This is a genomic window from Streptomyces sp. NPDC051677 (assembly GCF_044453465.1).
Taxonomy (GTDB): Bacteria; Actinomycetota; Actinomycetes; order Streptomycetales; family Streptomycetaceae; genus Streptomyces.
The window spans coordinates 30,413-45,022 of sequence record NZ_JBITCT010000017.1 but is presented as its reverse complement, the minus strand read 5'-3'; the positions used below and the strand labels follow the sequence as shown (position 1 = coordinate 45,022).

18 protein-coding genes are annotated in these 14,610 nt (G+C 70.9%); 7 read left to right on the top strand and 11 right to left on the bottom strand.

Annotated features, from left to right (window positions below):
* Positions 1–55: 55 nt before the first annotated feature.
* The 11 genes from ACIBAF_RS21500 to ACIBAF_RS21450 form a co-directional block, all read right to left on the bottom strand.
* Complete coding sequence (locus tag ACIBAF_RS21500) at positions 56–538, bottom strand: hypothetical protein (RefSeq protein WP_399464841.1); 483 nt, start codon at positions 536–538, stop codon at positions 56–58.
* Positions 535–1,395 carry a winged helix-turn-helix transcriptional regulator gene (locus ACIBAF_RS21495; protein WP_399464840.1) on the bottom strand — a complete coding sequence of 287 codons (861 nt, stop codon included), beginning with the start codon at positions 1,393–1,395 and terminating at the stop codon, positions 535–537. The genes ACIBAF_RS21500 and ACIBAF_RS21495 overlap by 4 nt, the downstream gene beginning before the upstream one ends.
* Before the next feature lie 42 nt (positions 1,396–1,437).
* Complete coding sequence (locus ACIBAF_RS21490; protein WP_399464838.1) at positions 1,438–1,851, bottom strand: hypothetical protein; 414 nt, start codon at positions 1,849–1,851, stop codon at positions 1,438–1,440.
* Positions 1,852–1,864: 13 nt separating this feature from the next.
* On the bottom strand, positions 1,865–2,314 hold the full coding sequence (locus ACIBAF_RS21485) for a hypothetical protein (protein ID WP_399464836.1): 450 nt from the start codon (positions 2,312–2,314) through the stop codon (positions 1,865–1,867).
* A complete protein-coding gene (locus tag ACIBAF_RS21480; RefSeq protein ID WP_399464835.1) occupies positions 2,311–2,775 on the bottom strand; it encodes a hypothetical protein in 465 nt (154 codons plus the stop codon). The genes ACIBAF_RS21485 and ACIBAF_RS21480 overlap by 4 nt, the downstream gene beginning before the upstream one ends.
* A gap of 108 nt (positions 2,776–2,883) precedes the next feature.
* Positions 2,884–3,237 carry an SH3 domain-containing protein gene (locus ACIBAF_RS21475; protein WP_399464834.1) on the bottom strand — a complete coding sequence of 118 codons (354 nt, stop codon included), beginning with the start codon at positions 3,235–3,237 and terminating at the stop codon, positions 2,884–2,886.
* 149 nt (positions 3,238–3,386) lie between these two features.
* A complete protein-coding gene (locus ACIBAF_RS21470) occupies positions 3,387–4,109 on the bottom strand; it encodes a hypothetical protein (protein ID WP_399464832.1) in 723 nt (240 codons plus the stop codon).
* 26 nt (positions 4,110–4,135) lie between these two features.
* Entirely contained in the window at positions 4,136–4,648 is a 513-nt protein-coding gene (locus ACIBAF_RS21465; protein ID WP_399464831.1) for a hypothetical protein, read from the bottom strand.
* A 199-nt stretch (positions 4,649–4,847) separates the two neighbouring features.
* A complete protein-coding gene (locus tag ACIBAF_RS21460) occupies positions 4,848–5,327 on the bottom strand; it encodes a hypothetical protein (protein ID WP_399464829.1) in 480 nt (159 codons plus the stop codon).
* Entirely contained in the window at positions 5,324–5,881 is a 558-nt protein-coding gene (locus ACIBAF_RS21455; protein WP_399464982.1) for a DUF4913 domain-containing protein, read from the bottom strand. The genes ACIBAF_RS21460 and ACIBAF_RS21455 overlap by 4 nt, the downstream gene beginning before the upstream one ends.
* A gap of 236 nt (positions 5,882–6,117) precedes the next feature.
* Positions 6,118–6,873, bottom strand: coding sequence for a DNA-methyltransferase (locus tag ACIBAF_RS21450; RefSeq protein ID WP_399464828.1), 756 nt, complete (start codon positions 6,871–6,873; stop codon positions 6,118–6,120).
* 512 nt (positions 6,874–7,385) lie between these two features.
* Here ACIBAF_RS21450 and ACIBAF_RS21445 point away from each other — a divergent pair.
* The 7 genes from ACIBAF_RS21445 to ACIBAF_RS21415 all read left to right on the top strand — a co-directional run bounded on the left by ACIBAF_RS21445 (position 7,386) and on the right by ACIBAF_RS21415 (position 14,609).
* On the top strand, positions 7,386–8,504 hold the full coding sequence (locus ACIBAF_RS21445) for a C40 family peptidase (protein WP_399464826.1): 1,119 nt from the start codon (positions 7,386–7,388) through the stop codon (positions 8,502–8,504).
* 95 nt (positions 8,505–8,599) lie between these two features.
* Positions 8,600–8,911 (top strand): DUF6112 family protein, encoded by a 312-nt coding sequence (locus ACIBAF_RS21440; protein WP_362754260.1) that lies wholly within the window; start codon positions 8,600–8,602, stop codon positions 8,909–8,911.
* Complete coding sequence (locus ACIBAF_RS21435; RefSeq protein WP_399464825.1) at positions 8,911–9,600, top strand: hypothetical protein; 690 nt, start codon at positions 8,911–8,913, stop codon at positions 9,598–9,600. Before ACIBAF_RS21440 ends, ACIBAF_RS21435 begins: the two co-directional genes overlap by 1 nt.
* Positions 9,601–9,615: 15 nt before the next feature.
* Positions 9,616–10,995: an ATP-binding protein gene (locus ACIBAF_RS21430; protein WP_399464824.1), complete on the top strand. Its 1,380-nt coding sequence runs from the start codon at positions 9,616–9,618 to the stop codon at positions 10,993–10,995.
* Between the two features lie 83 nt (positions 10,996–11,078).
* Positions 11,079–12,551 (top strand): SCO6880 family protein, encoded by a 1,473-nt coding sequence (locus ACIBAF_RS21425; protein WP_399464823.1) that lies wholly within the window; start codon positions 11,079–11,081, stop codon positions 12,549–12,551.
* Between the two features lie 59 nt (positions 12,552–12,610).
* Positions 12,611–13,066 carry a DUF6238 family protein gene (locus ACIBAF_RS21420; protein WP_399464822.1) on the top strand — a complete coding sequence of 152 codons (456 nt, stop codon included), beginning with the start codon at positions 12,611–12,613 and terminating at the stop codon, positions 13,064–13,066.
* A gap of 28 nt (positions 13,067–13,094) precedes the next feature.
* Positions 13,095–14,609 (top strand): VirB4 family type IV secretion system protein, encoded by a 1,515-nt coding sequence (locus tag ACIBAF_RS21415; RefSeq protein WP_399464821.1) that lies wholly within the window; start codon positions 13,095–13,097, stop codon positions 14,607–14,609.
* Position 14,610: the final 1 nt, after the last annotated feature.

The window sequence follows — 14,610 nt, the reverse complement described above, 5'->3', positions numbered from 1 at the left end:
GGCAGATAAAGACTGCGCCTAAGCACGGCGGCGGAACGCTCCACGGCGTCCGGCGTCACGCGGCAACGCCGTGGTCGCCGCGGATCTGCGGGGGCTGGTGCGTGTGGATCCATTCGGCCAGCAGCCGCTGGACACGGCCGAGTTCGGCGTCGGCCTCGCCCTCTGTGGGGCGAGGATTCGCAGCTGGCTCGCCCAGCAGGGCGAAAGTGTGGCGGATACGCCCGGCGAAGTCGCAGACCGGTGCCGGGTAGTTGTTGCGCCGGGCCCAGCGGGCGGTCGCGTCGTAGAGGTCGGCAAGGTCCCCTCCGGCCGGGGTGAGCCCGAGGCCGGAATGCGAGCGGTCGAGGAGTCCGAGTGCGTCCGCCTGCTCGGTGGCCTGCCGGATCTGGTCCCTGGTGAGGTCCGTGAGGGTGCATGCCAGCGCGCGGGGCGGGATGGCCCCATGGTCGTCGATCTCGCTGACCAGGCGAATCAGGCCAGCCGAGGACAGCTCCGTACACGCGACCTGCAGCTGCTGGGGAGAGAGGGCTGGCATCATCGGCGGACCCCTCCGGCCAACAGGGCGGGTATCGGGCGGGCCGCTGTGGCGTGGGAGAACAGGTCGCCGTTCTGCCAGGCCGGGCGATGGGCGGGATGGGTCTGCACAGCGGGTGCCTGACGGGCGGAGGGGACCGGAAGCCGGGACGGGTGGCTGACCCACGTCCCAGGAGCGGTCATGGCCCTGCGATCCGGCCGGCCCCAGAGCGGGTGCCTCGCCGCGTGGTCCATCGGCCGTCCGGCAGCCCACATGGACAGCGCGCCGAAGACATGACCGAGTCCGTCACCGCCCGGCGAGAGGCGGTAGGGCTGGCCCTTGCCCGCGGTCACCACCAGGCCGTCGTCCATGAGCTGGCGCAGCGGCGGGTAGATGCTGGTCCAGTAGCCGTCGGGGATGACGATGCGGGCCAGGGCCCGGGCACTGACCTCATGGCGCGCCTTGAGCACCCACAGGATCGCGGGTGCCTGTCGGCGGGTGAGGAGGGTGAGGCTGTCCTCGATCTGCTCGATCGCGGACAGCGACTGCTCCGGCTGCTCCAGGTGCTCCTCGGCCCAGGCGGCGATCGCCGCCAGCACCGGCAGGAGCTGTCGGCCGCGCTGGGTCAGGCCGTAGGTGACGTGGTGGGCGGAGTGCTCGGTGCGCTCGATGAGGCCGGCGTCGCACAGCGAGCGGATCTTCGGGTGCAGCTGACCGCTGTGGAGGTAGGGCAGCTTGTTCGCGATCTGCGTGTAGCGCTGCGGCGGCTCGTTCAGGGCCAGCAGGATCCGCACGTTCCAGCGCGGGGTGATCATGTGGAGGGCTTCGGTGACCCGGGCGACATCGGCATCGACGGCGGGTGGCAGACCTGTGGTGGCCAAAGGGAGGAACTCCTGAGTGAGGAAGGGCTGGGGCCCGATCGGTCAGCGGCTCGGGGCAGCGCTCACGGTCGGCACGGGCGGAGCGGGAACAGCACAAGGCGTGGAAGCGGTGGGCGATGCCGGCGCGTCCGTGCGGCCGAGGCTCTGCAGGACCGCTTGGGTGGTGGCGGCCTGGGTGTCGCGGACAGCGACGGCTTCGGCGAGGCGACGGGCGCAGTCGAAGATGTGCGACACCTCGAAGGCGCCGATCTGCCGCTCGGGATGGACGAGCCGCTCGAGCCGCTCGCGGTAGAAGGTGATGCTCTGCTCGGCGAAGGCGAGCCGGTCGTGGCTGCCAAGGAGCGCGGCGAGCATGCCGGGCGGCTGGTCCTGGGCGTGGGCTTCGAGGTCGGTCAGCGCAGCGCCGTACAACTCCTCGATGCGTGAGCCAATCTGGGCGGACGTGGGGTGGGGCAAGCGGCGGGGTCTTTCACGGTCGGCGCTCCCGGGCCGCCCCGGCACGCTGGGGTGCCGGGGCGGCGGTGGCAGGGGGCAGGGTGGTGGTGATCGTCTGCTGGGTCATGCGGACCGGTCGGGTCTGCTGGCCCGGCGGCGGCATGGTGCGCAGCAGGTCGCCGAGGGCGGTGCGGTAGCCGTCGCGGGCGCTGAGCGCCGCCTCCAGCCACTGCGCGTCCATCCGCAGCTGGTCCGCGGACAGTTCGTCCATGTCGTGCCCGGGCCTCATCGCCTCGTGCACGCGCTGGCAGATCCGGGCGACCTGTTCCTCGGCCAGGGCCAGGAACGAGCGGATCTCAAGCGCCCGGGTCAGCGCGGCGGAGGCGTCCGGGCCGGCGGCCGTCTCGTACAGGTCGGCGACCGGGGCGCCGAAGACTTCCCGGAGCCTGCCGTCTTGAGTGCAGGGCTTGTCGCGGACGTTCACCGCAGGGCTCCTCGGCCGGTGGCGGGCGCCGTCGCGGGCCGGGCAACCGGCGCGCTGGTGGGCACAGCCGGGCCCGGGCGGGACCCACGATTGAGGCGGGCCAGACGCTCGGCAGCGAGGTCCTTCTTCCCCGGAGCGTCGGGGTCAAGGAGCCAGCGCACGACCAGGGCCCGCCCGTCACGCGTGGTCACGGCCGCATTGACGCGGTGAGCGAGGTCCAGCGTCGGGTCGTCGACCTCGCTGGGCTGCCTCTGAAGCGCGGCGAGGAGGTCGTCCTCGGCACGCCCGAGCGCCGCCTGGGACTCGGTGAGGAGCCCGTGCCACTTGACGATGTCGGTGGCTTCGGGGTTCGCGTCCGGCGCCGCGGCGACCGCGGCGGTCAGTTCGTCCATGCTCATCGCGAAGCGGCGCTCGATCTGTTCGGTGAGCACGCCCACGACATCCTCTATGCCGTCGGACACAGAGAACTCCTTTTCAAAAGGCACGGGAAATGATGGCCTTCCATGGAGAAGGACAACGAATAAGGACGGATCAACTCGTCTATTACTGTTCGGAGTTGAGGGATTTGATCAGTCGAGGCACATGCGGACGTCGCGGTAGACGTAGGTGCCGGAAACCCAGCCCTTCACACCGGTGGTCTTGTCAGTGATGTAGTGCCAGTTCCCGCTGGTCTTGTGGACGGTGAACTTGTGACCGCGGTAGAGGATGCCCAAGCTGGTGGACTTCACCGACGCCTTGGAGCGGATGGTCACGGCCTTCGTGTGGACCGTGTAGGGGAGCGGCGGGCTGGTCCGGCAACTGCTGGCGCTGGAGACGGTCGCCGCGGTGGCGACAGGTGTCGCGCTGGCGGTGGGGGCGGACAGCAATGGCAGAGCGAGTGCGCCGAACATCGCGGCGGAGATCACTATTCGAGTGGAGCGCATGCGGAAGTAACCTCCATGCAGGGAATGGGAATGCCGAGTGAGGCGGACGGGGCTTTCGCCCCGCCGGCGGTATAAGAGTCCACGGATTCGCCGGTTTGGCTAACCGGCGATCGTCGGCTATGTTTCGGCCCGCTCAGCGGATTTGAGGGTCAGCGGTTTCGGCCTGGCGGGCGCTGCGCAGGGGGTGCCGGCACCGTGCCCGAGGGCCCGGTGGAGCGGGCCATGAGCCGCACGGGGGGCAAAGGGGCGGCCTCTCCGCCCAGGCGGTTGGCGCACCACTGGAGGGCTTCGGCGACGGTGGCGAAGCCGCCCTCGCGCAGCGTGTGGGTCCCCGCGTCGGTGTCCGCTTCCTCGTGCAGTACGCGGAATGGCGCGGGGCTGCGCTCATCGAGGGCGCGCAGGACGACGACGGTGGTCATGTCGTCGGGGTCGTCCCGGGTGTAGCTGTGCAGGAGCGCGAAGTGATCCCCGTCGTCCATGAGCCGCTGCTCCAGCGCGCGGGTCGTCTCATCCGCAGGCGCGGTTCCCATGCCGGGCATGAGGCCGATGGCATCTGGTGGGCAGCCGCGGTGAATGAGCCAGGACTGCGCCATCGCGGGCAGGGGCAGTTGTGCGTGCTCGAAGCGGAACGTCCGTCGCTCCATGTCCCGCTGCAGGTGCAAGGCGACGAGCTGCGGTTCACCTGGGATGCCCCAGGTGACGGCGCGGTTGTGCAGGATGTAGTAGCTCTGCGCCCCGTCGGGGGTGTGGTGCTCGGCGAGTGCGGTGAGCATGTCCTGCTCTATCCCGATCGCGTGCGAGAACGCCTCCTCGGTCCGCTCGTCGGCGGCCTCGAAGTCGTCCAGCCGAAAGTCCGGTTCGGGTGGGGACATAGGGCCTTTCGCTAGGTGGGCGGGGGTCAGCGGCGGCGACTGGCGGCGGTCGGCCAGGCGCCGGGCCGGGCACTGGCCGGGGCGGCGGTCGGGGGCGGGCGGCTGTCGGCCAGTGCGGCGCGGGCGGCGTCGGTCAAGGCGACCGGCTGCCCGGCGTGGACCGGGTGGCTGGTGTCGCGGGAGACCAGCCCGGCCGCTTCGAGCCGCTGCAGGTGGGTGTACGGGATCCGGGTGCCGGAGGCGGTGGCCACGGACATCCGGCCGGACAGGAGATGCTCGTGCAGCTTGGCGCCGCCGGCGATGGCCAGCAGCGCCGCCTGGTCGGCTGCCGGAAGCGGTTCGTGACCGTCCGGCTGAGTGGTGCGGGCGAGATGCTCGATCGGCTCCAGGGCTGCGATCACTGACGCCGTGGCAGCGTCGCGTTCACCGGCGGCCTCCTCCAGTTCATGCGCCGCGCGGTCGATCCGAGCGAGCAGGGCGGAGTCGACCGGGAACTCGCCGCTGGTGAGCCGGTTCAGGAGTTGTCGGTGGAAGGTCACTCTGCTCTCGGCCTTGGCCAGCTCGCGGTGCCGGTCGACCAGGCGTGCGTGCGGCTCGTCGAGGACGCCGCGGTCGCGATAGGCTCAGAGGGTGTCTATGTCGTGGCCGGTCGCGGCCTCAACTCGGAGGTCGAGTGGGGAGATGGCGCGCCGGGCTGTTCCCGGCGCGGGATCAGGGGGCATAGGGGTGCTCCTGGTGTCAGCGGGCGTGGTGCTGCGGGGAAGCGTGGGCCGGGCGGGGCAGGCCCGGCATCGCGGAGGGCAGCGGTCCCGGCTTCGGCACGGGCCCGAGAGCGGTGAGCTGCGGGGAGCGGGCGCGGGCAGCGTGGGTGCGGGCGCTCAGGGGCCGGCGGGCCATTCCCAGGCGTTGCCCGACGGTGTCGTAGACGTCGTTGCCCGCTCGTGGCCGGACGGCCACGACGTGGATGTCGTTGCGGTGCGCGGACGTCGGCGGTGCGGGGCGCACGGCGTAGACGACACGCCACTCCTTGCGGGAATCCACGAACAACTTGCGGTAGCCCTCCAGGTCGCCGGTCAGCTTGATCCCGAACCGCTCGGCGTTCACCACGTCCTGCAGGTACGCGAGCGTCAGGTCGCGGATGTCGCTGGGGGCCTGGAGAAGGTCGGTCAGAGCCCGGGGATCGAAGCTGAGGCCGAAAGCCGGCTGCCCCGCGCTCATGACGTCGGCTCGCCCGGCTTACCGGAGCCGGGTGTCCCGGTCTCGGCCGGGTCCGTCTTCTCCGTGCGGGCCGAGGGCGGCGGGCCGGGCAGGAGCCGGTGCGCGGGCCGCTCCGGAGAGGTCATGCACGCCGACAGCGGACCGCCGGGCGCCCGGATCGCCGCGATGGCGTGGGTGAGGAAGTCCCGGTGCCATACGAACAGCCCGCTCAGGCCGGCTTCGGGATCCTTGTGCTGCTGGTAGGCGAGCCACAGCGCGTGGAGCCAGGCCACGACGTCGTCGTGCTCCTGCCACTGCAGGCACCAGGGTGCCGCCGTCGTGACCTCGCCTCCATACACCGGCATCAGGAAGTCGTCGACCCAGTCGCTCAGGGCGTCCAGTTCGTCCTCGTACTCCTCGCCCTCCAGCTCCAGAATCGGGCGCGGCTCGGGCGGAGCGGCCGGGGTGGGGCCACCGAGCCCCGGCATGCCGAACGCGGCGAACGGTGATGGGCCTGGAGTCGGCCCGGCGGCGAGGTGGTCGAGCTGCTGGGCCTGCTGGGCGGACTGCTCCATGAGCTTCCGGACGCGGGCCTCGATTCCTTCGAGGTGGGGATCCGGAATCCTTATCGGGTCCAACTCCCCATCGCCGTGGGGTTCTACGGATTCAGGCATGAAAAAGACGGGCCTCCTTGAAGCCGGGAAGAAGGGAAAGACGGGCCCTCGACAATGTGCGGACGGCTGTTGGGGAGGCGCCCGGGCGACATCTGGGCAAGGGCCCCAAATTCACTTCAGTGAACGGCTTTGATGACTCAGGCGGTCAGGACGACGTCATCCTGGGTGAGGGTCTGACGGACGGTCTCGGTGAGCCGGTCGGTCGCGATGGTGGCGTAGTGCTTGGTCTTCTCCACGCCGATGAAGTCGCGGCCTTCCAGTAGCGCGGCGACGCCCGTGGAGCCGGAGCCGGCGCAGAAGTCGAGCACGGTTCCGCCCGGCGGGGCTATCTTGACCAGTTCGCGCATCACCTCGACGGGCTTTTGCGTGATGTGCTGGCGCTTGGCGCCCGAGGGCTGCGAAGCCGAGTACAGGCCGGGCAGATAGACGGCGTTACGGGAGGCGTCGATCGGCCCGTTGGACGCCCAGACGATGAACTCACAGTTCTGTGTGAACCGGCCCTTCTGGGGTCTGGCCTGTGGCTTGTGCCAGGCCAGCACCCCGCGCCACAGCCAGCCGGCTGCCTGGATCGCATCCGTCGTGATGGGCAGCTGACGCCAGTCGGTGAACAGCAGCGCCGTCCCGCCGGTCTTCGTCAGCCGCTGGGCCTCGGTCATGATCTGCGTGAGCCAGAAGCCGTAACTGCGCTGGTCCATGTTCTCGCCAGTGAAGTCGGCCAGGCCGTGGCCGGCGTCGGCGGACGTGTACTTTTCCTTCGCGCTGCGGGAGGTGCGCTCCTTCGCGGTCCGACCGCCGGAGTTGTACGGCGGGTCGGTGATGACCGAGTCGACGCAGTCATCCGGCAGGGTGGCGAGAACGCTCAGCGCGTCGCCGTGGTGCAGGGAAAAAGGCAAAGAGGTACCCCGATTCGGGTGGGAGAGTGCGGGAAAACCCCCGTCGCGCACGCGGAACCCCGCGGGCGGAAATCAGGCATGCAGAAGCCCAAGGCCACAGACCAGGGAAGAGCGAGGGGAGTCCAAAAACTGTAGAGGCATAACGCCGGTCAACCAAAAAGTGCACTGACAAGGGGTCGGATTCCGACCCCTCACGCCGGCTTTTTGGTCAACCGGCGATCCGGGCCTACAGTTTTTCAACCGCCCGGCGCACACCGCCGCTGGCCCATCCCCACCACGCCTCGCGGAGGTTTCCCCTGCCCCGGCATACCTAGTTCACGGCCCGGCCCGTTCTGCGAGCGGCAACTCGCCCGTGCCGGCCCGCCCCTATCGCCCACCGCCGGCCTGCCGCGTTCCCTTCCACCACGCCTCGCGTACGCGGCAGTCCGGCACCGCACCTTGAAGGACACGTCCATGACGCCTCGTTCCCCGTCCCTGCCCCGCAACGGCGCCGCGCGAGCGGGCCGTACCGGTTGAAGTCGCTCGCCGCCGGTATTGGCGTCGTCTTCCTCTCCCCCTTCCTCCTCGGCGGCGCGGCCATGATGATGGCCTCCTCCAGCGAAGCCGCCCAGGCCAGGAGCAGCGCGTTCCAATGCATGACCGACCTGGACACGAACGCTGTCGCCGATCAGGTCACCAAGATCCTCGACGGCGCCTCCGCCAAGGACGTCCACATCGAGGGCCTCACCCTGCCCGCTGAGCAGATCCCCAACGCTCAGACCATCGTCGCCACCGGCATCAGCCTCGACGTGCCGAAGAAGGGCCAGATCATCGCGGTCGCCACCGCGATGCAGGAGTCCCGGCTGCGCAACCTCGGTGCTGGGGACCGCGATTCGCTGGGTCTGTTCCAGCAACGCCCCAGCCAGGGGTGGGGCACCGCTGAGGAGATCCACGACCCGGTCTACGCCTCCGAGCAGTTCTACAAGCACTTGCTGAAGGTCGACGGCTGGCAGCAGATGACCCTCACGCAGGCGGCTCAGGCCGTGCAGAGGTCCGGCTATCCGGACGCGTACGCGCAGTGGGAACCGCTGGCGACCGTGCTGCAGAAGGCCATTGCCGAAACCTTCCCCGGCGCCGGCAAGGACAGTGCCGGCAAGAGCACTGAGGCCACCCCCTCGACGTCCGGCTGCAGCACCGACGACGGTTCCTCGTTCGGTCCGATCCCCGAAGGCGCCGTCCCGAAGGGCTACAAGATCCCCGCGGGGACCGACCCGCGGGCCCGCAAGGCGATCGTCTGGGCGATGCAGCAGCTCGGCACGATGTATCAGTGGGGCGGCAGCTGCACCGCGCCGCACGGACCCGACCCGATGGGCCGCTGCGACTGCAGCTCGCTGATGCAGCAGGCATACGCCCACGCCGGCATCCAGCTCACCCGGACCACGTACACGCAGGTCAACGAGGGCAAGGCTGTCGCCATGAAGGCCCTGAAACCCGGTGACCTGCTCTTCAGCCGCGGCAGTGCCGCGCGCCCCGAGCACGTCGGCATGTACCTCGGCGAGGGCCTCGTCATCGAGGCCCCGCGCACATCCAAGCCCGTCCGGATCACCGCGATCAAGGACTGGGACGTCCTCGCCGCGCGCCGCGTCGTCTGACGCCGGCCTCTCCCGCCCGTCATGCCCCTCCCCTTTCTCCTCTTCCCCTCTGCCGGGCCCTTTGGCCTGCGCACGCAAGGAGCCTCGTCATACCCATGACCCCACTCGCCGACCGCTTCATCCAGCTCGCGTACGACCCGGGCATCTCCCCCAAGGGAGGCGGCCTGCCGGGCCTGTCGGTGCTGAAGAACGTCGTCAACAGCATCAACCTCTTCGGCATCGTGGCCGTCGTCGGCGCGCTCGCCGTCTCCCTCGGCGTCTGGGCATGGGGCCACCACTCCGGTGGCCACCAGGCCGAGGCGAACGGGAAGAAGGGCGCCGTCGTGGCGGCCGGCGCCGCACTCGGCCTCGGTGCCGCCAACGGCATCGTCGCGTTCTTCTCCGCCCTCGGCTCCCAGGTCCACTGATGCGCACGCGCCTCTTCTCCCCGTCGGGATACAGCGTCAGCTGGTCTCCACGCCGCCGCCTCACCCTGGTCGCGATCGCCCTGGCCTGCCTGCTCGCCATCGCTGGCGCGACCGCCTACTTCACCGGCCACGGCGGACAGCAACACCGCTCCTCCAGCAGCCCCGCAGGGTCCTCATCACCGAGCACGGCGCCGTCGGGCCGTACGCAGAAACCGGAAGCTGAGACAGGGTCAGTTCCCCAGCCGCCGCGGATCTCCGATCCCCTCGCGTTCGCCCAGGCCGCCGCGGCGATGCTCTGGTCCTACGACACCCGCACCACCAGCCACGAGCAGCAGCTTGCCGGCATGGAGGCGTGGATGACGAAGGAGAGCGAGTACGGCGACTGGGCGTCGGTCTCCGCGCAGATGCCGGATCCGACGCTGTGGTCGCGGATGGCCGATCAGAAGCAGTACGCCACCGTGTCCATCACCGAGGGCCATTACCCGGCCGCGTTCAAGCAGGCCCTGGCCGATGACCCTTCGGCGATCACCAAGGCGTACATCTACGCCGTGACCGTCACCGGCAAGCAGACGCTCGCCTGGGCCAAGGGCGGCCAGGGGGCGGAGGACCGCTCCATCACCCTCGCCGTGCAGTGCCGCCCCTCGGCCGACTGCTCACTCGTCGCCATCGCCCCGCGCGTCGCGCCCTGACCGAAAGGAGTCCTCATGGGGTTTTGTGACCTCCCCCTCGCGGACACCGTCTGCACGGTCGGCGAAGCCGTAGATTTCGCCTCCGACCCCGGCAAGGCGATCGGCGACTGGATGGCCAAAAGCGCCGGCGAACTCGCCGCCGCCACCGCCGACCTCGCCTCCAAGGCCGTCGACGTCACCACCCGCGTCGACCTCAACGCGAGCTGGTTCCGCGACAACTACGAGACCATCCTCCCTATCGGCCTGGTCGTTCTCGTAGCCACGTTCTGCGCCCAGCTCATCCGCGCCGCGATCAGACGCGACGGGCAGGCCCTAAGGCAGGCGTTCACCGGCACCGCATCCGGCGTGATCTTCGCCTTCGCCGCCATCGCCCTGACCACTGTCGCGATCGAAGTGGTCGACGCCCTGTCCGCCGGCCTGTTCCAGGCCGCGAACACCGACATCGCCTCCGCGGTCCGCCGCATGGTCAAGGTCAACCAGCTTCCCGGACTCGCCGGACTCGGCTGGCTCGTCGCCGTGTTCGCCGCCCTGGGAGCCTCCATCGGCGCCGTCCTGTACTGGTGCGTGATGATGGTGCGCAAGGTGGGCATTCTCGTGCTCGTCACCCTGGCCGTGTTCGCCGGAGCCGGCGGCGGCTGGGAAGTCGCACGCCGCTGGCGCAAGGGCTGGGTCGAGGCCACCGCCACCCTCATCGTCTCCAAACTCCTGATGACGATCATCTTCGTGCTCGGGATCGCCGCCATGGGCAAGACCGAGGCGAAGGACGGCCTGGGCGCGCTCGCCGACGTCCTCGCAGGCATCGTGATCATGATCCTGGTTCTGCTGTGCCCGTACGCGACCTTCAAGTTCGTCCACTGGGCTGCCGAAGGGTCCGACGGAGAAACCCTTCACCGTGCCGGCGGCGCCGGTGCCCAGCTCGCCAAGCAGCACGCCCAGAACGTCGGCAAGAAGGCAGCCGCGATGGCGGCCACCGCAGGAACCGGCGGCGCCGCCGCGGGAGCCGGCGCCGCAGGTGGCTCCGCCCCGCAGGGTCCGGACACGATTCCAGGTGGCGGCGGCTTCCCTGGCGACATCGCATCCAGCCCGGCAGGCCAGCAGGGTTCCCAGAGCGGCGGGACCGGTGCCTCGCCCGGTGGCGACGCCGCCAAGTCCGGCCTGGAGAAGGCTGTACAGCCGCCGCCGACCAGCGTCACCGACGACACCAGCGGCCAGGTAGGCGGCACCCCGGGGACGGGCGGCCACGGATCGGGCGCCGCAGCAAACCAAGCCGGCGGATGGCGGTCAGCCCCGCCGACCACGAGCCCGCCGCCGCAGGGGGCCCCGCCGCCCTCCGGCACGCAGAGCGCCGGGAGCAGCGGCACGGGATCCCCGCCGCCGCCCCCGACCGGCCTCTGACCATCTGACCGAATCCCCGGGGGCGGGCCGTGCCCATCGCCTTCTCGCCCCCGGGCCTCCCCGCGCCCTCCAGGACCAGCCCCTTGTCTGCTCTCTCCCTCGCCCCGGTCACGGTGAAATTCCCGCACCGCTCCCGCCGCGGCATCCTCCTCGGCCTCTCCCTCTCCCAACTCATCCTCGTATCAAGCGCGTTGGCGCTTGCGCTGGTGACCGTCGTCTCCACGGGTCTCCTCGGCGCCATCGCGCTGACCCCGCTGTGGGCGGCGGTCGCCGCGCTCGTCGCGATCCGCCGGCACGGCCGCTCCCTCATCGACTGGGCGCCGATCGTCGCCCGCTACGCGCACCGCCGCCGCACCGGGCAGACCCTCTATCTCGCCCGGCCCGTCACCCGGCCCCGCCAAGACGGCCTCCTCCACCTGCCCGGCACCGCCGCCTCCCTCAAAGTCGTCACCCCCGGCGACTCCGCCAACGGCGCCGCCGCCGTCCACGACCCGCACCAACAGACCCTCACCGCCATCGCCCGCGTCACCAGCCGGGCCTTCGCCCTGCTCGACCCCGCAACCCAGAACCACAACGTGAACGGCTGGGGGCGTGCGCTGGCGGGCATCGCCCGCACCGAGCACGTCGCCACCGTGCAGGTCCTGGAACGCACCGTCCCCGACTCCGGCGACACCCTCACCCGCCACTGGGCCCAGCACGGCCAGCCCCAGACACCCGTCGCCGGGCAGATCTACTCCGAACTGGTCGCCTCCGCCGGCCCCGCCGCCGCCCCGCACGAGACCTACCTCGCCATCTCCCTCGACCTCAAAGCCGCCAAGCGGCTGATCAACCAGGCCGGCGGAGGGCTTCCGGGCGCATTCACCGTCATGGAGCAGACCACCGCCTCCATCGCCCAGGCCGCCCGCAACGCCGGCCTCATGGTCACCGGATGGCTGAGCGCCCGGGAGATCGCCGCCGTCATCCGCACCGCCTACGACCCCAGGGCTCTCGCCGCGCTCCAGCACTGGTCCCAGACTGGCCGCGCCGAAGCGGACCCCGCAGCCGCCGGGCCCGTCGTCCAGGTCGAGGAGTACGACCGGCTCGCCACCGACACCGCCCGCCACGCCACGTATTGGGTGGAGAACTGGCCGCGGACCGAGATGGGGGCCGGGTTCCTGCACGGGATCATGTTCACCGCCGGCGTCCGCCGCAGCCTGTCCCTTATCTACGTGCCGCAGGGGCTGGAGTCCGCGCTGCGGGACGTCCAGCGCAAGAAGGCGGCGATCATCGCCGACGCCAACGAACGCGCCCGCCGCGGCCAGGTCGACAGCGAGGAAGACTCCGTCGAGTACGCCGATGTCAAACAGCGCGAGCGCCAGCTCATCGCCGGGCACGCCGACGTCGCCCTGACCGGCCTGGTCACCGTCACCGCCGCCACCGACGCCCTCCTGGACGCGGCCTGCGCGCAGATCGAGACCGCCGCCGTCACCGCCGGCGTCGACCTGCGCCGCCTCAACTACCAGCAGCCCGACGCCTTCGCCCTCGCCGCGCTGCCCCTCGCCCGAACCGCTCTGTGAGGCATGCACTCACAGCCCGCCCCTGTCCCCACACGGCGACAGGAAGGAACACAACCCCTTTGACCTCTCGTACGCGTCCGGACGACGCGCACCCCTACCTCCGGGCCGCGAGCGCCGGCATCCGCCATCACACCCGTGCCCTCGCCCGGTCAGCGCCTCCCGCTTCAGCGGTGGTGGACCGCGTGCACCTCGACGTGCTGCACGCCCACCTCACCGCCCTGCATCAACTCCTCGACCAGCTCGCCGAATCCGCCCGCCCCCCGCATCCCGCCGCAGGCCGACACCTCGCCACCGCGCACGCCCGGCTGTGGCAGGCGACCGCCGAGGTCCACTCCGCCTTCCACCTCCTGCCCGCCTCCACCTCGGATGCGAGCGAATGTCATCCGGAACGGCTCCCGGAGGGACCGCCGGTCCTCACGATCTGCCAGCGCCACCTGGCAGCCGGACACATCGTCCGCCGCAAGACCACCCCCACCGATCTCAACCGCCCGCACACCACCGCATGCGTGCGATGAACACCACCCGCCGAATCGAGGGCCTCTGATGAGCCACCGGCCCGACCGTCGCGCCCGCCGCGCCTCCGCCAGCCCGGTGTTCACCCCCCACGGCACCGACCGCGCCGCCCGCCGCGCGGCCCGCCAGCAGCTCGCGGAGGCCGCGGCCAAGGCCCGCGCCGAAGCCAGCGCCCACCCGGCAAGCCCGAGCGCGGCCGAGCACGACATGCCCACCGCCCTCTACCCGCCGACCGGGCGGCCCGGACCTGCCTCCGCCCGCGGCAACCGGCTGAAACTGCCGGCCCACCGCATGACCACCGCCATCGCCGCGGGCGCATATCCCTTCCTCGCCGAAGGAGGGCTCGGCGCCGAGGGCATCTACATCGGCCGCGACGTCCACGCCGAAGCCTCCTTCGTCTTCGACCCGTTCGCCCTGTACGGCAAGGTCGAGGGCTTCACCAACCCCAACCTCCTTCTCGCCGGCGTCATCGGCCAGGGCAAGAGCGCACTGGCCAAGAGCTTCGCCCTCCGGTCCATCGCCTTCGGCTACCGCGTCTACGTCCCCTGTGACCCCAAGGGCGAGTGGACGCCGGTCGCCAACGCACTGGGCGGCACCTCCGTCGCCCTCGGCCCCGGACTGCCCGGCAGGCTCAACCCGCTGGACGCAGCCCCCCGGCCCGCCTCCGTCGCCGAAGCCGACTGGGTAGGAGAGATCCGCAAGCGCCGCCTCCTTCTGCTGGGGTCACTGGCCCGGACCATTCTCGGCCGGGACCTGCTGCCGATGGAGCACACGGCTCTCGACGTCGCCCTGGACGTCGTCGTCACCCGCGCCGCCGACACAGGCCGCACGCCGCTCCTCGGCGACGTCGCCTCCGCGCTCAACAACCCCGAGCAGCTCGACGAGGCGGCCGGGATGATGTCGGGGCGGCTCGGTGAGGCGGCCCGCGACCTCGCCCACGCCATGCGCCGCCTGGTCCACGGTGACCTCGCCGGCATGTTCGACGCACCCTCCACCGTCGCCTTCGACCCAGGCAGCCCGATGCTCACCATCGACCTGTCCCGGCTCGGCGGGTCCGGCGACGACACCGCCCTCGTCCTCGCCATGACGTGCGCCTCCGCGTGGATGGAGTCCGCCCTCACCGACCCGAACGGCGGCCGGCGCTGGATCGTCTACGACGAAGCCTGGCGGCTGATGCGCCACCCCGGCCTGCTGCAGCGCATGCAGGCCCAGTGGAAGCTCTCCCGCGGCCTGGGCATCGCGAACCTCATGGTCATCCACCGGCTCTCCGACCTGCTCACCGCCGGCGACGCCGGCTCCCAGGGCCGCGCCCTGGCCGAGGGCCTGCTGGCCGACTGCTCCACCCGCATCATCTACCGGCAGGAGACCGACCAACTCCACGCCGCAGCCTCCCTGCTGGGACTCACCTCGGTCGAGACCGACGCCATCGCCCACCTCAACCGAGGACGGGGCCTGTGGAAGGTCGCCGGCCGGTCCTTCATCGTCCAGCACCTCCTCCACCCGCACGAGCTGCAGCTGTTCGACACCGACGCCCGCATGCACTGAA